Consider the following 12,182-nt stretch of genomic DNA (forward strand, 5'->3'; position numbering starts at 1 on the left):
GCCTTCATCCGTTCTTACAAGTCAGCAGCTACGGCGACGTGCTCAGATAACGCCCGCTCCGCTCAGGCAGTACGGAGTCCACAACAAAAACAATACAGGACGCACAACGTGAAAAAACTGCTCAGCCTATCCCTGGCCACACTCGGCCTGTCCATTGCCTGTGCCAGCCACGCCGGTACCAGCGCTCAGACCAAACATCCTATCGTGCTGGTACCTGGTATCTTCGCTTTCGATACGATCGCCGGGGTCGACTACTGGTACAAGATTCCAGCCGCCCTGCAGAGTGAAGGCGCCAGAGTTTATGTACCAAAGATCAATGCCTTCGACAGCTCGGCCAAACGTGGCGAAGCACTGATTGCTCAGCTCGAGAGCATCCGTGCGGCCTCTGGCGGCAGCATCCAGAAGTTCAATCTGATCGGTCACAGCCAGGGTGGCATCACCGCACGCTATGTGATGAACACGCGCCCGGACATGGTGGCATCGGTCACCACGCTAAATACCCCACACAAAGGATCACCACTAGCTGATGTCGCGACCGGTATTGCTCCCTCTGGAACCCTACAGGGCGTAGCCTTCGATGTTTTTGCCAACGCGGTGGGCGACCTGGTGAACCTACTGTCAAACAACAAGAAGAGCCAATCGGATATCCGTGCCATGCTCGCTGAGTTCAATAAAACCGGCGCTGCTGCCAACAATCAAAAGTTTCCAACAGGTATCCCGACTACCTCCTGTGGTGAAGGCCCGGAAACCGCGACTATTGCAGGTAACAGCGTGCGCATGTACTCCATGAGCGGCACCTGGAAGTTTACAAATGCGCTGGATGCCTCCGACCCTCTGTTCAAAATCACCTCATTGGCAATCAGTGAATCTAACGATGGCGTGACCGGACGATGCTCCAGCCATTTCGGCAAGGTGCTGAAAGACAACTATGTAATGAACCATCTGGACGTTAATAACCACGTGCTTGGCTTGGTATCTCTGTTCGAGATCAATCCGAAAACGCTGCTCCAGAATCAGGCTAATCGCCTGAAGAATCTCGGACTGTAAGTCGTAGGCGGGTATGCAGAATCCCTGCATGCCCGCTTTCAGGAGCTATCGATGTCAAAGAAATTTTTCCTGAATAGCTGGGCTATTGGCTTTAGCGCACTCGGTATTACTGCCGTCCTCTTCTTTGGTGAGTTAAACCCTCCCTCTGTTGAAACTCAGGGTAAACCCGCCACTCTGGTCCCGAAGGACCCGCGTAGTCAGCAGGCCACCACGTACAATCAGCAACTTCAACAAACGCCTGCTGCGCAGTTAGACGATCCTGGCCCTCTTCCCCCTTCTTTGCTTGGCAGTCATCACGGCGTGCTGTTGCGCCAGAATGATCAGGGGGGGCTGGTGATTGAGCTCGCTCAAATCAAACTCTTCGAGTTCTATCTGGCGGGTTTGGAAGAGGAAGGCGTCGACAAGGTTCTGTTACGTATTCATCGAGAGCTGGCCCAACAGCTGCGTGGTGCTGCACTAACGCAAGCGCGAGACCTTCTGCGCCGTTATGTGGACTACCGCCTAGCGCTGCAGATACTGCCACGCCACGACCACAACCTTGACCCTGGCACGCTTCGTCAACGCTACGAAGCGCTCAGTGGAATTCGCCAGCAGTTCTTCTCCGCCGAGGAATACCAGGCTTTTTTCGGCCGCGATAACGCCCAGGACGAATACATGTTGCAGCGTCTGGCTCTCGTCCAGCAGCAGGGTTTGAGCAACCTTCAGCGACAACAGGCGCTGAATGAACTGGAGACACAACTACCCGAAGATATCCGCCGGATACGCAGCGAAAGCACGCGTCATGGCGACCTCTATGAAGCTACACAAGCCATGCAGGCCGCCGGCGCCAGCCCCGAAGAAATTCGGTTGCTACGAGAGCAGACACTGGGCAGCGAGGCCGCGCAGCGGCTGGCTGAACTGGATAAGCAACAGGCCGAGTGGCAACAACGCCTTAGCGATTACGCAAGCGAGCGAGATCGCCTGCGCGCTCTAGGCCTCAGCGAGACCGACTTTCAGAACGCACTGAGCGAACTGCTGGCCAGTCGTTTCGACGAACTGGAGCGCATTCGCGTAAACGCTCTGGATGCCGAGCTGTAACCTGGCTTGTGACTATGCTGTGGGGAGCGAGGTGCCTATGAGCGACGAGCAAAACGAAAAACCCCTAGGCTTTATTCAAATGCTGCAGAGCGTGTTGGCTGCTGCCTTCGGTGTTCAGTCGGGCAAGAACCGTCAGCGCGACTTCAGCCGCGGTAAGCCGCTGCACTTCGTGGCGATCGGACTGCTGGCCACCGCGCTGTTCGTGCTGTTGCTGTATGGCACGGTTCAGCTGGTGATTTACTTCGCCACAGCCTGACTCAACAGTGGTTTCAGCGAGAAGGCATAGTCACGCATGCCCGGTTGCTGCCTGGCGGTAAAGCGGCGGAAGTTAAGGCCGTAGTCTTCCCGGCGCAGCACATGCTGCAGGCGTGCCGACTGAGTGGCATCCAGCTCCATGAACAGGGGAACAGTGCGATCCTTGCCGCCGCGCTGGGCAAAATCCAGCCCCGCTGCATGATCACTGATCAGCACCAGAGCCCAGCCGCCAAGGGTGAAATGCCCGGCCACCAGCGCACTGACACGCCCGGTCTGACGTGCCTGGAGCACCTCATCGGAATTGTTCAGCGCCGAGTACAACAACCTTGGCTTCTGCTCGCCAGGCAATTGTGCGGCGGAAGCCATGACACCAAAGGCCATTTCATCATTGGCCGACCAGATCAGATGTACATCCGGATAACGACGAAGCAGCAGGTCAGCCTGCTCGGCGGCGCGCTGCCGGTTCCAGTCGGCATAAACCAGTTGGCGCAACTGAACCTGGGGATGCTCGCTGAGCGCCCGCTGCAATCCCCGCTCGCGCAACTGCGCCGCGGGGGTGTTCTTGACCCCGGAAAAAGCCAGCATCTGCACAGGTTGCTGACTGCCGGCCTGTCGAATCAGGGCGCGGGCCATCAAGTAACCGGCCTCCTCTTCGTTGGCCACCATGCTGCCAATCCAGTTGGGATACTTTTCCCGCGTGCCGCCCATGACTTTCTGCTGGTCAGCCGTCAGCGTGCTGTTGACCGAGAACAGCTTGACCCCGGAACCAGCTGACAGGCGGAGGATTTCCGGGCCGGTGTAATACTCGTTAACGAACAGCAGATAGTCCGGACGCTTCGCGCCCTGCAGAACCTGACGCGCAATACTGATCAGACGCTGCGGGTCGCGCTCGGCGTAAACGATCTGCAGATCTAGCCCCAGATCGCCGGCCGCGGCCTGCATGAAGCGGGCGTAGCCACGCCAGAAGGGTTCATCGGTACGCCCGGGATTGATAAACACCACTTGAGTGGCCTGTGCCATGGGCACCGACAGGGCCAGCCACAGCAGCAAGCCATGAATAAATGCACGCATCGGGAAACCTCAGCATCACGGCAGCCGCGCATCATACAGCTAGCTGCCGTTCTATGCCGGCCCTCTGCTACTGCTGGCTGACCCAGAACACCGCGAAGGCCACAACCAGCACAATCAGGCAGAAAATCGCTTTGGCATCAGCCAGGCTATCAGCCTGGGAATCATTGGACGGTTCGTTCATGGCACACCCATATAGTTGTTGTAGGCAGAGGACCACGTTGGCAGTAAAGATCAGGCTGGCCACGGCAGCAAGCCAGTCAGGTTATGCTCGACTGCATGCTTAGAACTGAATGCTCTGTGTATATGCTCAAACTTCACTTTTGCGCATAAACCATTGCTGGTATCGTGCTTCGCCTCCATTTTTGGAGTGCGCTGCCGTGAGCGCAACAAAGCTGTAAGCAGCCTGAGAACAGGACATTTCATGTACGTATACGACGAGTACGATCAACGCATCGTCGAGGACCGCGTCAAGCAGTTCCGCGACCAGACCCGCCGCTATCTGGCCGGCGAACTCTCCGGTGAGGAGTTCCGCCCGCTGCGCCTGCAGAATGGCCTGTATATCCAGCGCTATGCGCCGATGCTGCGCGTGGCGGTGCCCTATGGCCTGATGTCCTCCGCCCAGGTGCGGATGATGGCCAAGATCGCTCGTGACTACGACAAGGGCTATGCCCATATCAGCACCCGCCAGAACGTGCAGTTCAACTGGCCGGAGCTGGAGGATGTACCGGACATTCTGGCCGAGCTGGCGACCGTGCAGATGCACGCGATCCAGACCAGCGGCAACTGCATCCGCAACACCACCACCGACCAGTTCGCCGGTGTGGCACGCGATGAAATCATCGACCCGCGCCCCTGGTGCGAGATCATCCGTCAGTGGTCGACCTTCCACCCGGAATTCTCCCACCTGCCGCGCAAGTTCAAGATTGCGGTCAACGGGGCGGCCAGCGATCGTGCGGCCATCGAGGTGCACGATATTGGCCTGGAAGCAGTGAAGAACGAGGCCGGCGAGCTGGGCTTCCGCGTTGCCGTAGGTGGTGGTCTGGGCCGTACGCCGATCGTGGGCAGCTACATCAACGAATTCCTGCCCTGGCAGCACCTGATTTCCTACCTCGACGCCATTCTGCGCGTTTACAACCGCTATGGCCGTCGTGACAACAAGTACAAGGCGCGCATCAAGATTCTGGTCAAGGCACTGACTCCCGAAGTCTTTGCCGAGAAGGTCAATGCCGAGTGGGCCCACCTCAAGGATGGCCCCACCACCCTCAGCGCCGAAGAAGTGCACCGCGTTGCCGACCATTTCGTCGATCCGGACTACCGCGAGCTGGTGGACCTGGATGCCGACCTGGCAAAGCTGGATGCCGAGCACCCGGGCTTTGCCCGCTGGCGCCAGCGCAACACCGTGGCCCACAAGCGCCCTGGCTATGTCGCCGTGACCCTGTCGCTGAAGCCCACCGGTGTGGCGCCGGGCGATGTCACCGACAAGCAGCTTGATGCCATCGCCGACCTGGCCGATCGCTACAGCTTCGGCGAGGTACGCAACAGCCATCACCAGAACATCATCCTCGCCGACGTCGAGCAGCAGCAGCTGTTCACCCTCTGGGGCGAGCTGCGTGAGCTGGGCTTTGCCACCCCGAACGTGGGCCTGCTGACCGACATCATCTGCTGCCCGGGTGGTGATTTCTGCTCGCTGGCCAACGCCAAGTCGATCCCGGTGGCAGAAGCCATTCAGCGTCGCTTCGATGACCTGGACTACCTGTTCGACATCGGCGACCTGGACCTCAACATCTCCGGCTGCATGAACGCCTGTGGCCATCACCACGTCGGCCACATCGGCATCCTCGGCGTGGACAAGAAGGGTCAGGAGTTCTATCAGGTCTCCCTCGGCGGCAGCGCCGGCCGTGACGCCAGCCTTGCACAGATCCTCGGCCCCTCCTTTGCCCAGGACGAGATGCCGGACGTGATCGAAAAGATCATCAAGGTCTATGTCGAGCAGCGTACCGACGAAGAAAGTTTCCTCGACACCTTCCGCCGCGTCGGCGTCGATCCGTTCAAGGAGCGTGTCTATGCAGCGAATCATTAAGAACGGTCAGATCATTGACGAAAGCTGGCACCTGCTGCCCAAGGACGCCACCCTCGACAGCCTGAGCAACTGCGACGACTACATCGTGCCGCTGGCCCTGTGGGTCGAGCACAGCACGGCGCTCAAGGCCCGCGACGGCGGCCTGGGCGTCTGGCTGGAAGCCGGCGAGGAAATCGAGGAAATCGCTGACGACCTGGATAACTTCCAGGTCATCGCTCTGAATTTCCCGGCCTTCACTGATGGCCGCCATTCATCCACCGCCTACCTGCTGCGCACCCGTTATGGCTACAAGGGTGAGGTGCGCGCCATTGGCGACATCCTGCGTGACCAGCTGTTCGCCCTCAAACGCTGTGGTTTCGATGCGTTCGCCCTGCGTGCCGACAAGGACCCGGTTGATGCTCTGAAAGCCTTCGAGGACTTCTCCGAGGTCTACCAGGCTTCTGCTGACGAGCCGCTGCCGCTGTTCCGGCGCCGCGCCTGACTTTGCCGCAGTCAGCAAAAAGCCCCGAAATTCGGGGCTTTTTTGTGCTGCACTGACGAACTTAGTCGATACGCACCAGCACGCGGCCACTCACCTGGCCCGCCAGGATGCGCGAAATAGCAGACGGCAGTTGCTCCAGCCCGATCTCCTCCACCAACGGAGTCAGATCAAGCTTCCACTGCAGGGAAAGCTTGTCCCACATGGAGGCCTTGACCACCAGCGGCAGCTCCACCGAATCCACGCCCAGCAGATTGACCCCGCGCAGAATGAACGGCAGCACGCTCGCCTTGAAGCCGGTTCCGGCCGTCAGCCCGCAACAGGCCACACTGGCACCATAACGCAGCGACTTGACCACATTGAACAGGATTTCGCCGCCGACGGTATCTACCGCCCCGCCCCACTGCTCCTTGAGCAGAGGCTTCTCGCTGCCCTCCTGCAACTGCTCGCGGGCAATCACCTCGCGCGCCCCCAACGACTTGAGCCACTCCGCCGCATCGGCCTTGCCACTGCAGGCCACCACGTCGTAGCCACGACTGGCCAGCAGGGCCACGGCAATACTGCCCACGCCACCTGTGGCGCCGGTCACCAGTACAGGCCCGGCCGATGGCGTCAGGCCAGCCTGCTCGAGTTTTTCAACACACAGCGCAGCCGTCAGTCCAGCCGTGCCCAGCGCCATCGACTCGCGCAGACTGAGCCCCTTGGGGCGCTTGAGCAGCCACGCCGCCGGCACACGCACGTACTGGGCATAACCACCCGAGGTGTTCATGCCCAGGTCGTAGCCGGTCACGATGACCTCATCACCGGCGACGAATTCGCTGACCGCCGACTGCTCGACGACACCCGCCACATCGATGCCCGGCGTATGCGGATAGCGACGGGTCACGCCCTTGTTGCCCGTGGCAGACAGCGCATCCTTGTAATTGAGGGAGGAATAGCGCACACGGATCAACACTTCGCCTGCCGGCAGACTGTCGAAATCGCGCTCACAGAGACTCTGCTGGTAACCGCCCTGCCCGTCCTCGCTGATCACCAGCGCCTTGAATCCACTCATGGCCGAGACCTCACTGCCAGAAACGTTGCTGCAGTAAGCGCTCCCACCAGCCGAGCAACACCCGGTCGATGGCCACACTGGCCGCCAGGCCAATGCGCTCCTGCAAGGATTTACGATTAATGAAGCGTAGCTGGAACAGCTCGGCTTCGTTGGCCCGCCGGGCCAGATACTCGTCACTGGTCTGCAGCGCATCGACCAGCTCGTGCTCCAGCGCCGAGAGGCCGAGCCAGACCTCACCCGTGGCGACCTTGTCGATATCGAGCTGCGGGCGGTAGCGGCTGACAAAGCCCTTGAACAGCTGGTGAGTCAGCTCCAGGTCTTCCTGGAACTTTTCCCGGCCTTTCTCGGTATTTTCGCCAAATACCGTCAGCGTGCGCTTGAACTCACCGGCCGTTAGCACTTCAACATCGATATCGTGCTTCTTCAACAGCCGGTGAACATTGGGCAGTTGGGCCACAACGCCGATCGAGCCGAGCACAGCAAAGGGTGCTGCGAGCACCCGGTTGGCAACGCAGGCCATCATGTAGCCGCCACTGGCCGCCACCTTGTCGACGCACACGGTCAGCGGCACGCCTGCATCGCGCAAACGCGCCAGCTGCGACGACGCCAGACCATAGGCATGGACCATGCCGCCGCCACTTTCCAAGCGCACCACCACTTCATCGGCCGGCTGGGCCATGCTCAGCACGGCGGTGACTTCATGGCGCAGCTGCTCGGTGGCCGATGCCTTGATGTCACCATCAAAATCCAAGACAAACACCCGCGGCTTCTCGACCGGCTTTTTCTGCTCGGCCTTGTGCGCCTTGGCTTCTGCCTTGCGCTGACGCTTGAGCTGATCCTTGTGCAGCACGCTGTCTTCCAGATGCTCACGCAGCTCGCGGTAAAACTCATTGAGCTTGCGCACACTCAGGTGCCCGCTGCTGCGCTGCCCCTTCTGGCGCAACACCGCTATCACCAGCAGGACCACCACGATGGCCACCACAACGGTCACCGTGCGGGCAAGAAAGCCGGCATATTCCGCAAGAAACTCCACAATCATCCTCCTAGCCTGTCCGACGATCGGTCAGTAGCAGCGGGCAAGCATACCCATGCCCCTCAGCCCCTGCCAGCCGCGCCGCAGGCGGGGAAACATTTGTTCGCGCAATTTCAAACAAGCGTATGTTTTTTCGTTGACAGTGCCCGGCCAGTGGCCATAACCTCGCGACACTTTACTCACTGCCGGGGTTAGGGTGTGGGCAGTATTTACCTGATTCGACATGGCCAGGCGTCCTTCGGCAGCGACAACTACGATGTGCTATCGCCCGTCGGTGTGCGCCAGGCCGAAGTATTGGGCCGCCATCTTGGCCAACTGGGTGTGAGCCTCGATCGCTGCCTGAGTGGCGACCTGCGCCGTCAGCAGCACACCGCCGAAGCAGCCATCGGCCAATTGCGCGTATCCGGATTGCACGCCGCCGATGTCGAAATCGACCCGGCGTTCAATGAGTTCGATGCCGATGAAGTGATTCGCCACCTATTGCCTGACCTGCTGCCGCAGGAACCCCATGCCCTCGACGTGCTGCGCAATGGCGCGCAGAACCGCGCCGAATTCCAGCGCCTGTTCTCCCTGCTGATCCAGCGCTGGGTGTCCGGTGAGCACGACAAGCCCGGCCTGCAGAGCTGGGACGACTTCGTCGAAACCGTGACCGGTGGCCTGCAGCGGGTACTGGAGCAGGCCGAGAGCAAACACAATATCGCCATCTTCACCTCGGGCGGCACCATTACAGCCCTGCTCCGCCTGATTACCGGCGTGCCGGCGGACAAGGCCTTCGAGCTGAACTGGCAGATCGTCAACACATCACTGAGCCGCCTGAAATTCCGAGGGCGCGAAGTGGCACTAGCTTCCTTCAACAGTCAGGTGCATCTTGAGCTGCTGAAGGCGCCGGAGCTGATCACCTTTCGATAAGCCCGGCCCATTCTGGCCGCACAGGCCACCCATAACCTGAAACAACAAGGGAAAGAACCATGAGCGTTGCTGACATCATTTCCACCATGCAGTCCAAGTTCAACGCCAGCGCTGCCGCCGGCCTGGATCTGGTATTCCAGTTCAACATCGAAGACGGCGAAAACTACGCCCTGATCGTTAAGGACGGCACCTGCGCCGTTGAGCAAGGCACCAACGCCAATGCCAACGTCACCCTGATCATGGACACCGCTACCCTGCAGGGCATCACCAGCGGCGAAACCGATGGCATGCAGGCTTTCATGGCCGGCAAGCTGCGCGCTGAAGGCGACATGATGCTCGCCATGAAGCTCGGCGAACTGTTCCCGGTCTAAGCCCAACGGCTTATCCCGTACGAAAAACCGGAGCCTGGCGCTCCGGTTTTTTTTCGCCATTCAGATGATCAATGGGCAGCAACACGCCAGTCTATAACGGCGCTTTTGGCTTGAGCCCCTCAGTCACCAGCATTAGATTAGCCAATAATCTATAGCCCCCATCATAAGCAGAAGGGATACGCATGACTCTTACCGATCAGTCCACCCGCATCCGCGACGGTGAGGAACTCGACGCCAGCGTCATCGACCAGTACCTCAAGGCCCATATCCCCGGCCTGTCAGGCACGCCGAACATCAGTCAGTTCCCTGGTGGCGCCTCGAACCTGACGTACCTGATCGAGTATCCCGAGCAGGAATTTGTCCTGCGCCGCCCCCCTTTCGGTCACAAGGCCAAGTCGGCCCATGACATGGGGCGCGAGTACCGTATCCTCAACCAGCTCAATGCCGGCTTCCCGTATTGCCCGAAAGCCTATGTGCACTGCACTGATGAGTCGGTCCTGGGCTGCGAGTTTTACGTCATGGAGCGGGTCAAGGGCATCATTCTGCGCAGCGACATGCCGGCCGAACTGAACTTCAGCGCCGAGCAGACCCGCGAGCTGTGCAAAAGCTTCATCGACAAGCTGGTCGAGCTGCACAACGTCGATTACAACGCCTGCGGCCTGGGCGATCTGGGCAAGCCGGAAGGTTATGTGAAGCGCCAGATCGAAGGTTGGAGCGACCGCTACGAAAAAGCCCTGACACCCGATGCGCCCACCTGGGAGCCGATAAAAGCATGGCTGCGCGACAAGATGCCGGCCGACCACCATAAGCCGGGCATCGTGCACAACGACTACCGCTTCGACAACGTGATCCTCGATCCCGCCAACCCGATGCAGATCATCGGCGTGCTGGACTGGGAACTGACCACCATCGGTGATCCGCTGATGGACCTGGGCAACACCCTGGCCTACTGGATCGAGGCGAATGATCCGGCGCCGGTGCAACTGATGCGCCGCCAGCCGAGTAATGCGCCGGGCATGCTGACTCGCCGCGAATTTGTCGATTACTACGCGCAACAGGCCGGCATTCAGATCGACAACTTCGACTACTACTACACCTACGGTCTGTTCCGCCTGGCCGGCATCGTGCAGCAGATTTACTACCGCTATTACCACGGCCAGACCCAGGACAAGCGTTTCGCGCAGTTCGTGCAGATGAACAAGCTGCTGGAAATGATGAGCCTGCAGGTCATCGGCAAATCCACCCTCTGATCCACCGCACCGGCTCGCACAGCGGGCCGGCTCAGACGAAAACCACCAGGGAACTCCCATGTCCAAGACGCATCTGTTTGATCTCGACGGCAAGATTGCCTTCGTCTCCGGCGCCAGCCGCGGTATCGGTGAAGCCATTGCCAAGCTGCTGGCCCAGCAAGGCGCCCACGTGATCGTCTCCAGCCGCAAGATCGATGATTGCCAGAAGGTTGCCGACGCCATCGTGGCTGACGGCGGCAAAGCCACCGCCATTGCCTGCCACATTGGCGAAATGGAGCAGATCCAGAGCGTCTTCGCCTTCATCCGCGAGCAGTTCGGCCGCCTCGACATTCTGGTCAACAACGCCGCCACCAACCCGCAGTTCTGCAACGTACTGGATACCGATCTGGGCGCTTTCCAGAAGACCGTGGATGTGAACATCCGCGGCTACTACTTCATGTCCATAGAAGGCGGCAAGCTGATGAAGGCCAACGGCGGCGGCTCGATCATCAACGTTGCCTCGATCAACGGCGTCTCGCCGGGCGAGTTCCAGGGCATCTACTCGGTGACCAAGGCCGCCGTGATCAGCATGACCAAGGTCTTCGCCAAGGAGTGCGCGCAGTTCGGCATCCGCTGCAACGCCCTGCTGCCGGGCCTGACCGACACCAAGTTTGCTTCGGCTCTGACCAAGAACGACGCCATCCTCAACATGGCACTGCAGCGCATTCCGCTCAAGCGCGTAGCGGCACCGAGCGAAATGGCCGGCGCCGTGCTGTACCTGGCCAGCGAAGCGTCCAGCTATACCACCGGTGTTGCTCTGAATGTCGACGGTGGTTTTCTGTCCTGATCCGGATCACAGGCATGAAAAAGGGGAGCTTCGGCTCCCCTTTTTCGATTCAGCGACCTACTCCGGCATTACTGCCAGTCACGCAAGGCCTGTTGGGCCGCCTGATTCATCGGCTGGGCCAGCAGACCGGTCGGGGTCAGGCTGACACTGTACACCGCATCAGCCGCCATGGGCAGGTAATTGACCCGGGCCGGCTGCAGGTCAAAAAGCAGAAAATCGCGCCCGCTGTTGCGCACCCAGCGCCATACATCCACGCCATAAGGGCTGGCAGCCAGCGCCTGCGGTGTATTCAGCGTCAGCTTCTGCTGCTCGATCGCCAGATAACGTCCCGACAGGGTCTCGAGGCGATAGCCGGGCTGCAGGCCGATCAGTGCCGCCAGCCCCTTCCAGCCGAACAGCCGGGCATCCAATTGCCACAGATCCCCCTCGAGCGTGACCTGACGCTCGTGTCCGCCTTCCAGCAAGGTCGCCTCAAAACGCTGCTCGCCGGCTGCGGTGAAGCTGATGGTTACCAGCGGCTTGTCCTGCGGCAGTGGGCTGTAGCGGGTCAGATCATAGGCGGCCAGGCCGACCACGCCAGCCAGTGCGGCAAAGGCCAACCCCAGGGTGCCGCGCAACCAGCCCAGCAACCAGCCGAGGTTGAACAGCACCCGCGCGGCCAGCAGGGCAATGAGCAAAGCCACCAGAGCGGTCAGCCAGGCCAATCCGTCATACTGCATGCGGGCAATTCC

The 12,182-nt window shown here is 60.1% G+C and carries 13 protein-coding genes; 9 read left to right on the forward strand and 4 right to left on the reverse strand.

Annotated elements, in window-relative coordinates:
• Positions 1-108: 108 nt before the first annotated feature.
• From CK486_RS13235 to CK486_RS13245, 3 genes are read left to right on the forward strand one after another with little or no spacing between them, the layout of a single operon-like run.
• Entirely contained in the window at positions 109-1,047 is a 939-nt protein-coding gene (locus CK486_RS13235; protein WP_095940785.1) for a triacylglycerol lipase, read from the forward strand.
• A 51-nt stretch (positions 1,048-1,098) separates the two neighbouring features.
• The gene (locus tag CK486_RS13240) at positions 1,099-2,124 is read left to right on the forward strand and encodes a lipase secretion chaperone (protein ID WP_095940786.1); all 1,026 of its coding nucleotides are present in this window, start codon (positions 1,099-1,101) and stop codon (positions 2,122-2,124) included.
• Positions 2,125-2,161: 37 nt separating this feature from the next.
• The gene (locus CK486_RS13245; protein WP_095940787.1) at positions 2,162-2,380 is read left to right on the forward strand and encodes a DUF2970 domain-containing protein; all 219 of its coding nucleotides are present in this window, start codon (positions 2,162-2,164) and stop codon (positions 2,378-2,380) included.
• On the opposite strand, the gene CK486_RS13250 is transcribed toward CK486_RS13245, so the two are convergent.
• The gene (locus tag CK486_RS13250; RefSeq protein ID WP_095940788.1) at positions 2,362-3,450 is read right to left on the reverse strand and encodes an ABC transporter substrate-binding protein; all 1,089 of its coding nucleotides are present in this window, start codon (positions 3,448-3,450) and stop codon (positions 2,362-2,364) included. The two genes, CK486_RS13245 and CK486_RS13250, sit on opposite strands and share 19 nt — an antisense overlap.
• A gap of 421 nt (positions 3,451-3,871) precedes the next feature.
• Between CK486_RS13250 and CK486_RS13255 the strand changes: the two genes are divergently transcribed.
• Positions 3,872-5,530, forward strand: a complete 1,659-nt coding sequence (locus CK486_RS13255) for a nitrite/sulfite reductase (protein WP_095940789.1) — start codon at positions 3,872-3,874, stop codon at positions 5,528-5,530.
• The gene (locus tag CK486_RS13260; protein ID WP_095940790.1) at positions 5,514-6,011 is read left to right on the forward strand and encodes a DUF934 domain-containing protein; all 498 of its coding nucleotides are present in this window, start codon (positions 5,514-5,516) and stop codon (positions 6,009-6,011) included. Before CK486_RS13255 ends, CK486_RS13260 begins: the two co-directional genes overlap by 17 nt.
• Before the next feature lie 61 nt (positions 6,012-6,072).
• On the opposite strand, the gene CK486_RS13265 is transcribed toward CK486_RS13260, so the two are convergent.
• Positions 6,073-7,062 (reverse strand): YhdH/YhfP family quinone oxidoreductase, encoded by a 990-nt coding sequence (locus CK486_RS13265; protein ID WP_095940791.1) that lies wholly within the window; start codon positions 7,060-7,062, stop codon positions 6,073-6,075.
• A 10-nt stretch (positions 7,063-7,072) separates the two neighbouring features.
• Complete coding sequence (gene sohB, locus CK486_RS13270) at positions 7,073-8,095, reverse strand: protease SohB (protein ID WP_095940868.1); 1,023 nt, start codon at positions 8,093-8,095, stop codon at positions 7,073-7,075.
• 198 nt (positions 8,096-8,293) lie between these two features.
• On the opposite strand from sohB, the gene CK486_RS13275 reads away from it, so the two are divergent.
• The 4 genes from CK486_RS13275 to CK486_RS13290 all read left to right on the forward strand — a co-directional run bounded on the left by CK486_RS13275 (position 8,294) and on the right by CK486_RS13290 (position 11,451).
• Entirely contained in the window at positions 8,294-9,004 is a 711-nt protein-coding gene (locus CK486_RS13275) for a histidine phosphatase family protein (protein WP_095940792.1), read from the forward strand.
• A 59-nt stretch (positions 9,005-9,063) separates the two neighbouring features.
• A complete protein-coding gene (locus CK486_RS13280; protein WP_095940793.1) occupies positions 9,064-9,375 on the forward strand; it encodes an SCP2 sterol-binding domain-containing protein in 312 nt (103 codons plus the stop codon).
• A gap of 182 nt (positions 9,376-9,557) precedes the next feature.
• Positions 9,558-10,625 (forward strand): phosphotransferase family protein, encoded by a 1,068-nt coding sequence (locus tag CK486_RS13285; RefSeq protein WP_095940794.1) that lies wholly within the window; start codon positions 9,558-9,560, stop codon positions 10,623-10,625.
• A gap of 58 nt (positions 10,626-10,683) precedes the next feature.
• On the forward strand, positions 10,684-11,451 hold the full coding sequence (locus CK486_RS13290) for an SDR family oxidoreductase (RefSeq protein ID WP_021699567.1): 768 nt from the start codon (positions 10,684-10,686) through the stop codon (positions 11,449-11,451).
• A 68-nt stretch (positions 11,452-11,519) separates the two neighbouring features.
• Here CK486_RS13290 and CK486_RS13295 read toward each other — a convergent pair whose 3' ends face one another.
• Positions 11,520-12,170 (reverse strand): hypothetical protein, encoded by a 651-nt coding sequence (locus CK486_RS13295; RefSeq protein ID WP_095940795.1) that lies wholly within the window; start codon positions 12,168-12,170, stop codon positions 11,520-11,522.
• Positions 12,171-12,182 lie beyond the last annotated feature (12 nt).

This window comes from Pseudomonas sp. HAR-UPW-AIA-41, from assembly GCF_002304225.1.
Taxonomy (GTDB): Bacteria; Pseudomonadota; Gammaproteobacteria; order Pseudomonadales; family Pseudomonadaceae; genus Aquipseudomonas.